13 protein-coding genes and 1 tRNA gene are annotated in these 14,970 nt (G+C 71.2%); 10 read left to right on the top strand and 4 right to left on the bottom strand.

Features of this window, described 5'->3' with window-relative positions; all coding sequences use genetic code 11:
• Positions 1–6 precede the first annotated feature (6 nt).
• Positions 7–1,047, top strand: coding sequence for an LLM class flavin-dependent oxidoreductase (locus tag OVA28_RS16300; RefSeq protein WP_268097692.1), 1,041 nt, complete (start codon positions 7–9; stop codon positions 1,045–1,047).
• Between the two features lie 215 nt (positions 1,048–1,262).
• On the opposite strand, the gene OVA28_RS16295 is transcribed toward OVA28_RS16300, so the two are convergent.
• The 3 genes from OVA28_RS16295 to OVA28_RS16285 form a co-directional block, all read right to left on the bottom strand.
• Positions 1,263–1,336, bottom strand: a tRNA-Pro gene (locus tag OVA28_RS16295).
• A 93-nt stretch (positions 1,337–1,429) separates the two neighbouring features.
• Positions 1,430–2,386, bottom strand: a complete 957-nt coding sequence (locus OVA28_RS16290; RefSeq protein ID WP_268097691.1) for a metallophosphoesterase — start codon at positions 2,384–2,386, stop codon at positions 1,430–1,432.
• Positions 2,383–5,037 carry a transglycosylase domain-containing protein gene (locus OVA28_RS16285; RefSeq protein WP_268097690.1) on the bottom strand — a complete coding sequence of 885 codons (2,655 nt, stop codon included), beginning with the start codon at positions 5,035–5,037 and terminating at the stop codon, positions 2,383–2,385. Before OVA28_RS16285 ends, OVA28_RS16290 begins: the two co-directional genes overlap by 4 nt.
• Before the next feature lie 50 nt (positions 5,038–5,087).
• Between OVA28_RS16285 and OVA28_RS16280 the strand changes: the two genes are divergently transcribed.
• Together OVA28_RS16280 and OVA28_RS16275 are read left to right on the top strand one after the other, a co-directional pair.
• On the top strand, positions 5,088–5,246 hold the full coding sequence (locus OVA28_RS16280; protein WP_111106559.1) for a DUF4177 domain-containing protein: 159 nt from the start codon (positions 5,088–5,090) through the stop codon (positions 5,244–5,246).
• Positions 5,243–5,704 carry a RidA family protein gene (locus OVA28_RS16275; RefSeq protein ID WP_268097689.1) on the top strand — a complete coding sequence of 154 codons (462 nt, stop codon included), beginning with the start codon at positions 5,243–5,245 and terminating at the stop codon, positions 5,702–5,704. The genes OVA28_RS16280 and OVA28_RS16275 overlap by 4 nt, the downstream gene beginning before the upstream one ends.
• Before the next feature lie 78 nt (positions 5,705–5,782).
• Here OVA28_RS16275 and acs read toward each other — a convergent pair whose 3' ends face one another.
• Positions 5,783–7,783, bottom strand: coding sequence for an acetate--CoA ligase (gene acs, locus OVA28_RS16270; protein WP_268097688.1), 2,001 nt, complete (start codon positions 7,781–7,783; stop codon positions 5,783–5,785).
• Between the two features lie 734 nt (positions 7,784–8,517).
• On the opposite strand from acs, the gene OVA28_RS16265 reads away from it, so the two are divergent.
• The 7 genes from OVA28_RS16265 (at position 8,518) to tmk (ending at position 14,939) form a co-directional block, all read left to right on the top strand.
• A complete protein-coding gene (locus tag OVA28_RS16265) occupies positions 8,518–9,564 on the top strand; it encodes a TadA family conjugal transfer-associated ATPase (protein ID WP_268097687.1) in 1,047 nt (348 codons plus the stop codon).
• A complete protein-coding gene (locus OVA28_RS16260; RefSeq protein WP_268097686.1) occupies positions 9,561–10,403 on the top strand; it encodes a type II secretion system F family protein in 843 nt (280 codons plus the stop codon). The genes OVA28_RS16265 and OVA28_RS16260 overlap by 4 nt, the downstream gene beginning before the upstream one ends.
• Positions 10,404–10,487: 84 nt before the next feature.
• Positions 10,488–10,700, top strand: coding sequence for a DUF4244 domain-containing protein (locus OVA28_RS16255; protein WP_194662125.1), 213 nt, complete (start codon positions 10,488–10,490; stop codon positions 10,698–10,700).
• Positions 10,684–11,016: a TadE family type IV pilus minor pilin gene (locus OVA28_RS16250; protein WP_268097685.1), complete on the top strand. Its 333-nt coding sequence runs from the start codon at positions 10,684–10,686 to the stop codon at positions 11,014–11,016. The genes OVA28_RS16255 and OVA28_RS16250 overlap by 17 nt, the downstream gene beginning before the upstream one ends.
• Positions 10,982–11,347: an Rv3654c family TadE-like protein gene (locus OVA28_RS16245; protein WP_268097684.1), complete on the top strand. Its 366-nt coding sequence runs from the start codon at positions 10,982–10,984 to the stop codon at positions 11,345–11,347. The genes OVA28_RS16250 and OVA28_RS16245 overlap by 35 nt, the downstream gene beginning before the upstream one ends.
• A gap of 143 nt (positions 11,348–11,490) precedes the next feature.
• Positions 11,491–14,310, top strand: a complete 2,820-nt coding sequence (topA, locus tag OVA28_RS16240) for a type I DNA topoisomerase (protein ID WP_194662119.1) — start codon at positions 11,491–11,493, stop codon at positions 14,308–14,310.
• Positions 14,307–14,939 carry a dTMP kinase gene (gene tmk, locus OVA28_RS16235; protein WP_268097683.1) on the top strand — a complete coding sequence of 211 codons (633 nt, stop codon included), beginning with the start codon at positions 14,307–14,309 and terminating at the stop codon, positions 14,937–14,939. The genes topA and tmk overlap by 4 nt, the downstream gene beginning before the upstream one ends.
• The last annotated feature ends 31 nt before the right edge of the window (positions 14,940–14,970 follow it).

Raw genomic sequence — 14,970 nt, 5'->3', positions numbered from 1 at the left:
CCCTCCATGAGCGACGCTTCCCTGCACCTGTCCGTCCTCGACCTGGCGACCCGCGAGTACGGCCAGTCCAACACCCAGGCCCTGCAGGGGTCCATCGACATGGCCGTGCATGCCGAGGGCCTCGGCTACGAGCGCTTCTGGGTCGCCGAACACCACGGCATGCCCGGGATCACCTCCTCGGCCCCCGCCGTCCTCCTGAGCGCCGTGGGCGCCGCCACGAAGACGATCCGCATCGGCTCCGGTGGCGTGATGCTGCCGAACCACGCGCCGCTCGTCGTCGCGGAGCAGTTCGGCACGCTCCGGGCGCTCTACGGCGACCGCGTCGACCTCGGCCTCGGGCGTGCCCCGGGCACGGACGGCGCGACCGCGATGGCGCTCCGCCGCACGGACCGGCTCGACGTGGACGACTTCCCCGAGCGCCTCGCCGACCTCATCGGCTTCTTCACCGGCATGGACGCCGAGAACCCCCTGTCCCGCATCCGCGCGGTGCCCGGCTACGGCGACGTGCCGGAGTTCTGGCTGCTCGGGTCCTCCGGGTACAGCGCCCAGGTCGCCGGTGCGCTGGGCATCTCGTTCGCGTTCGCCCACCACTTCGCCTCCGACAACACCGAGGCCGCGCTCGCGCTCTACCGGGACTCGTTCCGGCCCTCGCGCTTCCGCTCGGAGCCGAACGCGCTCATCGGCGTGCAGGTCGTCACGGACGAGGACCCCGCCGTCGTCGACGAGCAGTCCGCCCCCGGCATGATCTCGTTCATCCGGATGCGCCAGGGCACCAAGCCCGAGCCCGTCTCGATGGACGAGGCCCGCGCCTACCAGTTCAGCGACCTCGAGCGCCGGTTCATCGCTGCCCGCACCGAGCGTCAGGCCTACGGCACGGCTGACCAGGTCGCCGACAAGATCAACGCGCTGGTGGAGTCCACCGGGGCGAACGGCGTCATCGTGGCACCGGGTGCCGCCCAGGCGCGGTACCGGCACCAGGCGCTCGACGTCGTGGCGTCGCTGCACGCAGCCGGCCGCCTGGTCCGGCGCTCGGTCGCGGTCGCGTAGGGGACGCGCGGCACTCGCGCCGCGCACGTCGAGGGAGCAGGAACCGTCGGGTCCGGTGGACCGACTCGACGGTTCCTGCTCCCTCGTTCGTCGGGCCGGGAGGCTCGGCTCCGCTGAGCAGACCGAGTCGCGTGGCCGTCGCCACGGCCGGTGCGATCGGTGCCGGGTGCGGAACCACGAAGGCCCGGGTCCTGATGGACCCGGGCCTTCTCGTGTCGGGGTGACAGGATTTGAACCTGCGACCTCCTCGTCCCGAACGAGGCGCGCTACCAAGCTGCGCCACACCCCGAGGTGTGTTGGCCGCTCCGCGGAGCGACCCATGAAGTCTAGCGGATGATCGACGTGCTCACGACCACGCGGCGACCGCTCGGGCGCGTCGTGGTCAGGCGGTCCGGGCAGTCAGGGTGACCACGACGGCCTCGGGGCGGACGGCAAAGCGCACGGGTGCGTAGATCGACGTCCCGAGGCCGGCGGACACGTTCAGCCATGCCCAGTGCGTCCGGTTCTGCCACTGGTGCAGACCGCTGGCGTACCGGCGGGGGAGGTCGCTGTTCGTGACGAGTGCACCGACGCCGGGGATCGCGACCTGTCCACCGTGGGTGTGCCCGGCGAAGATCACGTCAGCACCCTGCGTGACGAAGGCGTCGAGGACCCGGCGGTAGGGCGCGTGCGTGACGCCGATGGAGACCGGCGCGGGGCCGTCCTCGTCCTCTGACCACGGGACCTCGCCGCGCATCTCGTCGACGTTCGTCGGGAGGACGTCGAGGCGGTCCCAGTCGCGGTGGGCGTCGGAGGTGCCGAAGAGCTCGAACCGCGAGCCGCGGACCTCGATCGCTCGCGCCTTGTCGTTGAGGTCGAGCCAGCCGAGCGACTCGAAGAACGCCGTCTGCCGCTCGATGTCGAGGTCGACCGCACGGGCCTTGGCGTGCATCGCACTCGGGCCACCGAAGTACTTCAGCGGGTTGCGCGGGGAGGGGCCGTAGAAGTCGTTCGACCCGTAGACGAACGCCCCGGGCACGCCGCGGAAGGGCTCGAGTGCGTACTCCACCGCGGTGTTGGCGGTCTCGTGTCCGAGGTTGTCGCCGGTGTTCACGATGAAGTCGGGCTCGACCAGGCTGAGGTCGCGCAGCCACTGCTGCTTGTCCGCCTGCCACGGGGCCATGTGGATGTCCGAGAGGTGCAGGACGACCACGTCACGAGCACCCGGCGGCAGGACCGGGACGGTCTCCCACCGGATGCCGAACCGCCGACGCTCGACGAGCGCGCCCCAGGCCGCGGAGCCCGCACCGACGACGGCGCCGGCCGCGAGGACCCCCAGGCCGGCGCGGCCAGCCGTCACTTGCAGCCCTTCCCGGGCTTGCCGTCCTTGTTGCCGAAGAGCTGCAGGGTGATCCCCGTGTCCTTCGACGCGTTGGTGCCGGGGCCCGGGTCCGAGCTCGCGACGCGGCACTCGTTCTTGCCGTCGCCCTTCGCGAACTGCTCGGACACCCCGACGTTGCCGAAGCCGGCATTCGAGAGCGTCGAGCGAGCGCCGCCGACCGACTTGCCACCGACGTCGGGGACCGTGGCCTGCGAGCCGTCAGACGTGTAGACCGTCACGCTCGAGCCTTTCGAGAGGGCCGAACCAGCGCCGGGCGAGGTCGAGAGGACGGAACCAGGAGCGCCGCCACCCGGCTGCGTGCCGCCGTCCACGTAGGTGAAGCCGGCACCGGCGAGCGTCGTGCGAGCCTGGTCACCGCTCTGGCCGACGACGTTCGGCAGCGTGATGCTGTTGCCACGGATGGCCGAGGGCGTCGGGGCCTCGAACTGGCCACCCGGGTACTGCGAGTTCACGATGCTCTGGGCCTGACGCCACAGCGAGGTGCGCGACAGCGAGTACAGCCCCTGGGGACCTGCGACGCGACGGAGGCTCTGCTTGGTGCCGTCAGCGCGGCCCTCGATGTTGCCGAGCCAGGTCGCCGTGGCGATCTTCGTGCTGGACCCGACGAGCCAGATCTGGTCGGCGTCGTCCGTCGTGCCGGTCTTGCCGAACTCGTCGAAGCCGTCCGGGGTGCGGGCGCCGCCGGCGGTGCCGATGGTCATCGTCTTCTTCATCGCGTAGATCGCGGTCTTGGCGACGGTCGGGTCGATGGCCTGCGTGCAGTCCTTCGGCTGCCCGCCGAGGGACTTGCCGTCGGCGTTGGTGATGTTGTCGATCGCGATCGGGCGGCAGAACGTGCCGTTGTTGGCGATGCCGGCGTACGCGGCGGCCATCGTCAGCGGGGCGATGTAGTTCGTTCCGAGGACGGCCGACGGGTTCAGCTCGATCTCGTTCGTCGTGGGCTTGGACATGTCGTCGCCGTAGCCCGCGAGGGGCGTGCGCGGCTTCGCGAGGTGCACGCCGAGGCTCTCCGCGGTCTTCCGGATGTCGCAGTAGTCGAGCTTCTGCGCCATGTTGACGAACGCGACGTTGACGGACCGGTAGGTGGCGCTCTCGACGGTCATGTTGCCGCCTTCACCGGCCGAGTCGTTCTTCGGCTGGTAGATCGGCGAGATCCCGGACGTGGAACCACAGACCCGGTAGGACGTGAACCCGCGGGGGGTCCCGCTCACGGTCTCGTTCAGGCCGTGGCCGTTCTGCAGCCAGTTCAGGAGCGTGAAGGCCTTGAAGGTCGATCCGGTCTGGAAGCCCTCACCGCCGCCGTACTGGGAGTCGACGTTGAAGTTGATGCCGGTGTCCGTTGCCGGGGCGCAGGCGTTCGGGTCGGCGCCCTGCTTGCCGCAGCTGATGAGCTGGTTGTAGTTCTTGTTCTGCACCATGGTCACGATGCGTCCGGTGTCGGCCTCGACGGAGTCGATCGTGCCACCGAAGTTGAAGCGGGCCTCGGTGTTCGGCGCGTAGGCGTTGATCAGGTCCTTCTGCGCCGAGTTCAGGTCGAGGCTCAGCGTCGTCTGGATCGTGTAGCCACCGTTGCGCCAGGCAGCGTCCCGCTGCTTCTGCGTCGAGCCGAGCTGCGACATCTCACGCACGACCTGCACGGCGTAGTCGCAGAAGAACTGCGAGCCGTTGCCGGCAGCGGCCTTGCAGCCCTGGTTCGGCGCCGTGAGGTGCACGTAGTCCGCCGGCTTGGACGCGAGGGCCTCGTCGAGCTGCTCGCGCGTGAGGTGCTTCTGCGCGTACATGCTCTTGAGGATGACGTCGCGACGAGCCACGTTGGCGTCGTAGAACTTCGGGTCGGACAGGTTGCGGCTGTTCGGGGACTGCACGATCGCCAGGATCGAGGCTGCCTCTGCCGGGGTGAGGTCGGTCGCGCTCTTGTTGTAGTAGTGCTGCGCCGCGGCCTGCACGCCGTAGGTCTGGTCGCCGAAGTAGGCGATGTTGAGGTACCCGGTGAGGATCTGCTGGTGCGAGTACCGCTTGGCGAGGCCGATCGCCAGCTTCATCTCCTCGAGCTTGCGGGAGATCGTCTGCTTGACGGCTTCGTTGTACGCCTTGTCGCGTTCCTCTTGCGTGGGGAGCTCGAGGGCCTGCTGCATCTTGATGTTGCGGACGAGCTGCATCGTCAGCGTGGAACCACCGCCGGACTCACCCAGTCCGCCGGCGAGCGACCCGACACCGGCACGCACGAGCGAGGTCATGTCGACGCCACCGTGGTCGTAGAAGCGCTTGTCCTCGCCGTCGATCGCGGCGTTCTTCAGCTGGTCGCTGATCTGGTCGAACTTGAGCTCCTGGCGGTTCTGGTCGTAGACCGTCGCCAGGTGCACGGGCTGTCCGCCCTGGTAGGCGAGGACCTCGTTGCGCTGCGGCAGGTCACCGAGCTCGATGTACTCGGGCAGTGACTCGAACACACCGATCGTCGAGGTCGTCGTGACACCGGCGACCGCGATCGCCGGGGTGACCCCGATGGTGACCAGGAGGCCGGCGAGCACGCTGAAGCCGGTGAAACCGATGAAGGCGCCGACTGCAGAGACGGGCTTGGTCCGCGATGCAGACGTCTTCTGGGCAGACATAGGATGCAGCCTAAACGACACCCACGACTGAAAGGCTGGCAAGGAACCGCATGACTCGCTGGGAGTACTTCACCACGCCCTTGATGATCCACAACACCACCGCCATCCTCAACAACTACGGGGACGAGGGCTGGGAACTGGTCCAGATCGTCACCGGTCCCGAGGGCGGGCTCGTCGCCTACCTGAAGCGTCCGAAGGCCCAGGCGTGAGCGTCTCCGACCGCCTCGCGGAGCTCGGGCTGACGATCCCCGCCGTCGCCGCGCCCGTCGCCGCCTACGTCCCAGCGGTCGTCACCGGCCGGTACGTCCAGACGGCGGGCCAGCTGCCGTTCGTCGACGGCTCGCTGCCCGTCACCGGCAAGGTCGGCTCGGACGTCGACGCCGCGACCGCCACGGCCCAGGCCCGCCAGGCCGCGCTCAACGGGCTCGCTGCCGTCGCCTCGGTCGCCGGGTCGCTCGACCGGGTCGCCCGGGTCGTGAAGGTCACGGTCTTCGTGGCGTCGGACCCGTCCTTCACGGGCCAGCCCGGTGTCGCGAACGGTGCCTCCACCCTCATCGGTGACGTCTTCGGCGAGGCGGGCGTCCACGCGCGCAGTGCAGTCGGCGTCGCCGTGCTCCCGCTCGACGCACCCGTCGAGGTCGAGCTGGTCGTCGAGCTGACTGACTGACGGACCGTCAGCCGCGGACCGACCGCGAGCAGGGCCTCCCGTCTGGACTGACTGGAGGCCCTGCTCGCGTTTGGCGGTCTACATGAGATCAGCGATGGTCGCCATGATCGTCGGGTCGGCCAACGTGGTCGTGTCGCCGATGCGGCGGCCCTCGGCCGCGTCGCGGAGCAGCCGGCGCATGATCTTGCCGGACCGCGTCTTCGGGAGCTCCGGCACGACCACGACCTGGCGGGGCTTGGCGATCGCGCCGATCCGGGTCCCGACCCAGGCGCGCAGCTCGGCGGCGACGGCCTCGCGGTCGGCGCCCTCCGCTGCCTCGGTCGTCAGGATCACGAACGCGACGATGGCCTGGCCGGTCGTCTCGTCGGCTGCCCCGACGACGGCCGCCTCGGCGACGCCCTCGTGGCCGACGAGTGCCGACTCGATCTCCGCGGTGGAGAGCCGGTGGCCCGACACGTTCATCACGTCGTCGACGCGGCCCTGCACCCAGATGTCGCCCTGGCCGTCGAGCCGGGCGCCGTCGCCGGCGAAGTAGCGGCCGGGGAAGCGGTCCCAGTACGTCTCGACGAAGCGGTCCGGGTCGTTCCAGATGCCGCGCGCCATCGACGGCCACGGTTCGGTGATGGTGAGGTAGCCGCTCTCGCCCGGGTCGGCGCGGTTGCCGTCCTCGTCCACGATCTCGGCGACGATGCCCGGCAGCGGCGTCTGCGCTGCGCCCGGCTTGAGCTTCGTGACGCCGGGGAGCGCGGAGATCATGATCGCGCCGGTCTCGGTCTGCCACCAGGTGTCGACGATCGGGGTGCGGTCGTGGCCGATGACCTGCCGGTACCAGTGCCAGGCCTCGGGGTTGATCGGTTCGCCGACGCTGCCGAGCAGGCGCAGCGACGACAGGTCGTGTGCGTCGGGGACCTGTCGGCCGGCCTTCATCGCTGCGCGGACCGCGGTCGGGGCCGTGTAGAGGACGGTGACGCCGTACTGGTCGACGAGGTCCCACCAGCGGCCGGGCTTCGGCTCGTCCGGGGTGCCCTCGTAGAGGACCTGGGTCACGCCGTTGGCGAGGGGCCCGTAGACGACGTACGTGTGTCCGGTGATCCAGCCGATGTCGGCGGTGCACCAGTACACGTCCTTCTCCGGGTGCATGTCGAAGACGTTCTTCTGCGTGTAGGCGGCCTGGGTGAGGTACCCGCCCGAGGTGTGCACGATGCCCTTCGGCTTCCCGGTCGTGCCCGAGGTGTACAGGATGAAGAGGGGGTTCTCGGCCGGGAAGGCCTTCGGTTCGTGGTGGTCGTCCGCCGCCGCCAGCTCGTCGTGCCACCACCGGTCGCGGTCGTCGTGCCAGTCGATGGCGTTCTCGCCGCGCCGGACGACCAGGACGTGCTCGACGCTGTCCGTGCCCTCGCCCTGCAGTGCCTCGTCCACCGCGGGCTTGAGGGCCGCGACGGCCCCGCGCCGCCAGCCGCCGTCCGCCGTGACCACGAGCTTCGCGCCGGCGTCCTCGATGCGGGCGCGGAGGCTCTCCGCGCTGAACCCGCCGAAGACCACCGAGTGCACGGCGCCGATGCGGGCGACGGCGAGCATGGTGACGACGGCCTCCGGGATGAGCGGGAGGTAGACGACCACACGGTCGCCCTGGCCGACGCCGAGGTCCGTGAGCATGTTCGCCGCGCGTTGCACGTCGGCGGTCAGCTCGGCGTACGTGATGCGGCGGGTGTCACCGCGGGCGCCCTCGAAGTGGATCGCGACCCGGTCGCCGTTGCCCGCGCGGACGTGGCGGTCCAGGCAGTTCTCCGCGACGTTGAGGGTGCCGTCGTCGAACCACGTCGCGAACGGTGCGCCCGACCAGTCGAGTGTCCGCGTGAACGGCGTGCGCCACTCGAGGAGCTCCCGCGACTGGTCCGCCCAGAACTGTTCGCGGTCCGTGCCGGCAGCGGTGTGCAGGTCCTCGTGCGCGACGGCGTCGGCGACGAACTCCGGTGTCGGGGGGAACGTGGGCGAGTCGTCGTGCCGTGCGTCGTCGCCCGCGTGGGGTGCGTCGCGTGCGTCGTCGCCTCGGGGGTCGACCTGGGTCGGAGTGGACATCGATGTCCTTTCGCGTCGGTGCGTCCGGTGTGCACACGGAGACTACCGCTCGGCCGGAGGGGGAGGTGCGTCGTGCAACGGGCGGTTCTGCAGGGCGAGGTGGGGGTGGCGCCGGGGGTCCGCGCTGGTTGACGTGGGCGGTTCGTGCGCGTGTCGATCAGGCCGGTGTGGGCGGTTCGCGTTCGTGTCCGTCCAGCCGGTGTGGGCGGTTCGTGCGCGTGTCCGTCGTACGCCCTCGGCGGACACGCGCCGGATGCGCGACACGGGTTGCCCCGGATGCCCCGACGTGGGGTACAGTGGTGCTTGCCGGACTCGTTTCCGGCGGCATCGGATCGGATTCCCCCCAATCCTCCGGTGTCCTGGCGGCACCTGTTCCCCCCAACCGGTGCCGCCTCTTCTTTTTCCCGGACGCGATCGACGCCTCCCGGGGGCTGCCACGGCCCAGGAGTCCGGGTCGATCCGCGCGGTGGCGCGGAACGGTGGACAGACCGGTACATGTCGACGCATACACCACCACTGACCGACCGGTGGTACATCGGTGGAACGACCCCGTCGGGAAGCGGGCGTGCCCGGGTTCTCGGGCCCGCAGGGAGCGAGACTCCGCTCCGAGGCCGAGCGGGGTACGTCGCTACTGAACGGGGTACAAAACGTCTCGCTGCCAGGAGAGCCACAGGGCCTCCACAGACCCCTGCATGGTCCGGCATGGCCGCATCGGGACCGCTTAACGTGCCCGCATGCACCGCCACCGCGCCGACGCCCCGCCGTTCCTGCCCGGGTCGACCCCGCCCGTCCGGGTCCGCAGCGGGACCGACACGCTGGAGTTCGAGGAGCTCGCGCCGTTCGTGCTCGACGACACCGTGACCGACGTCCTCGTCCAGGGCGGCGTGTCGGTGTGGGTCGACCGCGGCACGGGACTCGTGGACACCGGGCTCCGGGTCGACGAGACCCGGACCCGGGAACTCGCGACCCGGCTCGTCGCGCTCGGTGGCCGGCACGTCGACGAGTCCACCCCGATCGCGGACGTCCGCCACGGCGACGGCATCCGTGTCCACGTGGTCCTCGCACCCGTGGCGGTGCGCGGGACGACCCTGTCCATCCGTCTCCCGCGCGGCGCACCGCCGACGATCGACTCCCTGACGCACAGCGGCGTGTTCGCCCGGGTGCCGCGGCGACTCGTCGAGGACGCGGTCGCGCGGCGGCGGAACGTCCTGGTCTCCGGCGCCACCGGCAGCGGGAAGACGACGCTGCTGGCGGCCATGCTCGCGCTCGTCCCGCACGACGAACGCATCGTCACGGTCGAGGACGTCGCCGAGCTCCGCGTCGACCACCCGCACGTGGTGGGGCTCGAGGCCCGGCAGGCGAACGCAGAGGGCGCGGGAGCGCTCGGGCTCGACCGGCTCGTGCGCGAGGCCCTGCGGATGCGGCCGGACCGGATCGTCGTCGGCGAGTGCCGCGGTGCCGAGGTGCGGGAGCTGATGTCGGCGCTCAACACCGGGCACGACGGCGGCGCCGGCACCGTGCACGCGAACGGGATCGCCGACGTGCCCGCGCGGCTCGAAGCCCTCGGTGCGCTGGCAGGGCTCGCCCCCGACGCGCTCGCGCGGCAGGCCGTGAGCGCGTTCGACCTCGTGCTGCACCTGGAGCGTTCACGGGGATCACGGCGGTTGGCCGCTGTCGGGAGGCTCGGGGTCGACTCCGCCGGCCGCCTGGCCGTCGCGCCGGGGGCCGGGACGGAGCCGCATGGCCGTCGACGTCCGGTCCTGGTCGCCGAGCGTCGGTGAGCCGGCCGGCTCCGGCGTTCGACCCGGTCCGTGCTGCCCGGGCGCTCGACCAGGTGGCGACGTTGGTCGCGGCCGGGATCGCGGCGCCCCGGGCGATGGCCCTGGCTGCGTTCGACGCCGAGCGGGGCAGCGGCGCTCCCGCGTGGGACGACGTCCACGCCGTCCTCGCCGTCGCCGAGCGCACGGGGGCACCCGTCGCACCCACGCTCCGCGCGCTGGCAGGAGCCCTGCGGCGCGCGGCGTCCGGCGACCGTGCCGTCCGGGTCGCGCTCGCCGGACCACGGACCAGTGCGAACGTCGTGCTCACGCTGCCGGTGCTCGGTGTCGTGCTCGGCTCCCTGTGGGGGATCGACACCGCGGCGGTGCTCCTGGGCTCGCCCGTGGGGTGGGCCTGTGGCACGTCCGCGCTGCTCCTGGTCGGCGTCGGTCGTGCCTGGACCGCGCGGATGATCCGCGCCGCGACCCCGGAGGGCGGGATCCCGGGGGTGCTCCTCGACGCATGGGCGGTGGCGCTCGCCGGGGGAGGCTCCTGGACGAGTGCCGCGTCGGCCGTCCGCACGGCCCTCGGCCAGCGACCGTCGCGGCCCGTCGAGGCAGCGCGGCTGGGGGAGACGCTCGACCTGGCCCGTCGAGCCGGGGTGCCTGCGGCAGCGCTGCTCCGGGCCGCCGCTGACGACGTGCGCGACGACGTCGCCGCGGACGCCCTGGCCGCTGCGGAACGGCTCGGCGTCCGGCTCGTGCTGCCGCTCGGGACGTGTGTGCTGCCGGCGTTCGTGCTCGTGGGGGTGGTCCCCGTGGTCGTCGGCATCCTGTCCTCCACCGTCCCGGGGATCGGATGACTTGTCCACGGATGCGTCCTGGGCCGGGTCGTCGGTCGTGCCCGGTCGCCAGGCTGGTCCCACCAGAAGAGAAGGGAACCCACCATGACCACCCACACCCCGGACGCCCAGCCCGTTCGCCGCTCCGACGTCCACCGTCCTCCTGCACTCGACGACGACCGCGGGTCCGCCACCGCCGAGTACGCCGTCGTGATCCTCGCCGCGGTGGCCTTCGCCGGCGTCCTCGTGGCGGTGATGCGCTCCGGCGAGGTCCAGGCGATCCTCACCGACCTGGTCCGCGGTGCGCTCTCCCTGTGACCGCGGTGCCGTCACGGTCGAGTTCGCCGTCGCGTTGCCCGTCGTGGCCGTGGTCGTGTCCCTGGCGATCGGCGGGGTCGTGCTCGTCGACGCGCAGGGTCGTCTGCAGGTCGCTGCCGCCACGGCCGCCCGGGCCTGGGGCCGGGACGACGCCGACGGCGCCCAGGCTGCCCTGGGGCGTCTCGCCGGTGGATCCGACAGCCACGTCGCCCGGCACGACGGACTGGTCTGCGTCACCGTCGAGCGCACGGGCAGCGGGCCCTTCTCCTCCCTCACGCTCGGTGCGACGGGCTGCGCGGCGGACGGCGGCCGCTGACCGCGGTTCCGCGACGGTCGTCATGGTCGGCGTCGTCACCACGACGGTGTTCCTGGCCACGGTGCTCCTCGCCGCCGCGGGGACACGGGTCGCGGTCGTGCGGTCCCAGGGGGCCGCAGACGCCGCCGCCGTGGCCGGGGCGGCGGCAGCTGTCGGGCTGGTCCCCGGCGCACCGTGCGCAGCCGCGGACCGGACCGCGCGCGGCAACGGGGCGCGGGTCTCCTCGTGCGACGTCGCCGACGCCGTCGTCCGGATCCGGGTGGGCCTGCGTGCCGGTCCGTTCACGGTGGAAGCCGCCGCGCTCGCCGGTCCTCCGCCCGTCGACAGATGACGACACGACCCGGACATCGACCCGGCGGGCATCCCCGTCACTGTGTGTATGGTGTGCCTGTCGGCCCGCCGGTCATCGATGTCCCGGTCGACCCGGGCGCGTCCGCGTCCCAGGGCCGACAGCACCATCGATCAAGGAGTCACGTGCCAGGCACGAAGAAGCTCGTGATCGTCGAGAGCCCCGCGAAGGCGAAGACGATCGCGCAATACCTCGGTGACGGATACGAAGTCCAGGCGTCAGTCGGACACATCCGTGACCTCATCGAGCCCAAGAACCTGCCCCCGGAGCTCAAGAAGGGGTCGATCGGCAAGTTCTCGGTCGACGTCGACAACGGGTTCGAGCCGTACTACGTGGTCTCCGACGCCAAGAAGAAGACGGTCGCCGACCTCAAGCGCGCTCTGAAGGACGCCGACGAGCTCTACCTCGCAACAGATGAGGACCGCGAGGGCGAGGCCATCGCGTGGCACCTCCTGCAGGTCCTGAAGCCCAAGGTGCCCGTCAAGCGCATGGTCTTCCACGAGATCACCAAGGAAGCCATCCAGCGGGCTCAGGAAGCCACCCGCGAACTCGACACCGCCTTGGTCGACGCCCAGGAGACCCGCCGCATCCTCGACCGTCTCTACGGCTTCGAGGTCTCGCCGGTGCTGTGGCGCAAGGTCGGCCCCGGCCTGTCCGCCGGCCGCGTGCAGTCCGCCGCCACCCGACTCGTCGTCGACCGGGAGCGCGAGCGACTCGCCTTCGTCTCGGCGAACTACTGGGACCTGACCGCTCGATTCGAGAAGGCCGGCGACAGCGCGTTCACGGCCAAGCTCGCCCGGATCCACGGCACGCGTGTCGCCTCCGGCCGTGACTTCGACGACCGCGGTGTCACCACCTCCGACGCCGTGCGGCTCGACGAGGCCTCCGCCACCGCCCTGACCGCCGTGCTCGAGCGTGCCGGTGACGCCGTCGTGCGCAGCGTCGACTCCAAGCCCTACACGCGACGACCGGCCGCGCCGTTCACCACGTCGACACTGCAGCAGGAGGCCGCGCGCAAGCTCCGCTTCTCCGCGCGCCAGACGATGAGCGTCGCCCAGTCGCTGTACGAGAACGGCCACATCACCTACATGCGAACCGACTCCGCGTCGCTCTCGCAGCAGGCCGTCGCCGCCGCCCGCAAGCAGGCCGCCGAGCTCTACGGCGGGGACACCATCCCGGACAAGCCGCGCAGCTACGCCGGCAAGAGCAAGAACGCCCAGGAAGCCCACGAGGCCATCCGTCCCGCCGGTGACGTGTTCCGCACACCGTCGCAGATGGAGAAGGTCCTCCGCGGCAACGACTGGAAGCTCTACGACCTCATCTGGAAGCGCACCGTCGCGTCGCAGATGGCCGACGCCAAGGGCTCCACCGCGTCCGTGGTCCTCGGGATCACCTCCACGGAGTCCGTCGAGGGCCTCGCGTCCACGGCGACGGGCACGGACGTCGAGTTCACCGCGTCCGGCACCGTCATCACGTTCCGCGGCTTCCTCAACGCCTACGAAGAAGGCCGCGACGAAGAGCGCCACGACGCATCGGCGAACGCCGCGGACGCCAAGCTCCCGGTGATGACCGAGGGCGACCACCTCGGCGTCGACGAGGTGGAGGCCAAGGGCCACGACACCTCCGCACCGCCCCGCTACACCGAGGCCAGCCTGGTCAAGACGCTGGAGGAGCTCGGTATCGGGCGTCCGTCCACGTACGCCGCGATCATCTCGACGATCGTCGACCGCGGCTACGTGACCCCGCGTGGCACCTCGCTCGTCCCGAACTGGATCGCGTTCAGCGTGGTCCGGCTGCTCGAGGACTACTTCGGCGACCTCGTCGAGTACGACTTCACGGCCGAGATGGAGAACGACCTCGACCGGATCGCCAACGGCGAAGCCGACCGCGTCGACTGGCTCAAGGGCTTCTACTTCGGTGGCGGAGACCAGCGCGGCCTCCGCACGGTCATCGACAACCTCGGTGAGATCGACGCCAGGGAGATCAACTCCGTCGAGCTCTCGCCCGGGCTGACCCTCCGCATCGGTCGGTACGGCCCGTACATCGAGACCCCGAGCGACGACCCGGAGAAGCCCCGCCGCGTCAACGTCCCCGAGGACCTCGCCCCGGACGAGCTCACGGCCGAGAAGGCCCGCGAACTCGTCGAGGCCCCGGTCGTCAGCGACCGCGTGGTCGGCATCAACCCGGAGACGGGGAAAGAGGTCCTGGCGAAGGACGGCCGCTTCGGTCCGTACGTGACCGAGCGCACGCCCGAGCCCGAGCCCCAGGTGGACCCCGCCACGGGAGAGGTCATCGAGACCCCTGCCGAGCCGGAGCCCGTCGCGACCACCGCTGCTGCGAAGAAGACCACCGCAGCCGCCGCGAAGAAGGCCGCCGCCGCCGGGACGACCGCCACGGCGACCAAGGCCAAGAAGCCCGCGAAGAAGGCTGCCGCTCCGAAGGAGCGCACCGCGTCGCTGTTCAAGTCGATGGACCCGCAGAGCGTGGACCTCGAGACGGCGCTGAAGCTGCTGTCCCTTCCCAGGACCGTCGGCGCAGACCCGGAGTCCGGCGACGAGATCACCGCGCAGAACGGTCGCTACGGCCCGTACCTGAAGAAGGGGACGGACACCCGCACGCTGCCGAGCGAGGACGCCATCTTCGATGTCGACCTGGCCGGAGCGCTCGAGATCTTCGCGCAGCCGAAGTACGGCGCCAAGCGCGCCGCGAGTGCGTCGCTCAAGGAGTTCGAAGCGGACCCGGTGTCCGGCAAGCCGATCAAGATGAAGGACGGCCGTTTCGGGCCGTACGTCACCGACGGTGAGACGAACGCCACGATCCCGCGCGGCGAAGAGGTCGAGGCCGTGGACTTCGAACGGGCCGTCCAGCTGCTCGCCGACAAGCGCGCGAAGGGCCCCGTGAAGAAGAAGGCCCCCGCGCGACGCGCTCCGGCCAAGAAGAAGTGACCGGCCGCTTCATCACGCTCGAGGGCGGCGACGGGGCGGGGAAGACCACGCAGGTCGAACTCCTGACGGCGTGGCTCGAGGCCCATGGCCGCACGGTCGTGCGCACCCGCGAACCCGGGGGCACCGACCTCGGGCTCCGCATCCGGGACATCGTCCTGCACGAGCGGGGGCACATCGCCCCGCGCGCCGAGGCCCTGCTGTACGCAGCCGACCGGGCGCACCACGTCGAGACCGTGGTGCGGCCGGCGCTCGCCCGGGGCGACGTCGTGCTGCAGGACCGCTACATCGACTCCTCCGTCGCGTACCAGGGCGTCGCCCGTGGTCTCGGTGCCGACCACGTCCGCGACGTCTCTGCGTGGGCTGCCGACGGCCTCCGGCCCGATCGGACGGTGCTGCTCGACCTCGACGTCGCCGAGGGCCGTGCCCGCGTCGCTGCCGCTCGTGGCGACACCTTCGACCGTCTCGAGTCCGAAGCCGCTGCGTTCCACGACACCGTCCGCCGAGCCTTTCTGGACATGGCAGACGCCGAGCCCGACCGGTTCCTCGTGGTGGACGCCGCCCAGCCCGCGGACGACGTCCAGCAGGCGATCCGCCGCGCGCTGGCACCGCTCGTCGGGATCGACGCGTGAGCGCGGCGCCGTCGGCCGTTGCCGCCGGGAC

It is taken from the genome of Curtobacterium sp. SL109 (assembly GCF_026672405.1).
Classification (GTDB): Bacteria; Actinomycetota; Actinomycetes; order Actinomycetales; family Microbacteriaceae; genus Curtobacterium.
The sequence above is the reverse complement of the archived record's forward strand: the minus strand, read 5'-3'. Positions and strand labels throughout refer to the sequence as shown.

Coding starts and splice junctions, on each gene's coding strand:
- OVA28_RS16280 (WP_111106559.1), top strand. CDS start 5,088: ATGACTCGCTGGGAGTACTTCACCACGCCCTTGATGATCCACAACACC.
- OVA28_RS16255 (WP_194662125.1), top strand. CDS start 10,488: ATGACCACCCACACCCCGGACGCCCAGCCCGTTCGCCGCTCCGACGTC.
- OVA28_RS16300 (WP_268097692.1), top strand. CDS start 7: ATGAGCGACGCTTCCCTGCACCTGTCCGTCCTCGACCTGGCGACCCGC.
- OVA28_RS16285 (WP_268097690.1), bottom strand. CDS start 5,037: ATGTCTGCCCAGAAGACGTCTGCATCGCGGACCAAGCCCGTCTCTGCA.
- acs (WP_268097688.1), bottom strand. CDS start 7,783: ATGTCCACTCCGACCCAGGTCGACCCCCGAGGCGACGACGCACGCGAC.
- OVA28_RS16265 (WP_268097687.1), top strand. CDS start 8,518: ATGCACCGCCACCGCGCCGACGCCCCGCCGTTCCTGCCCGGGTCGACC.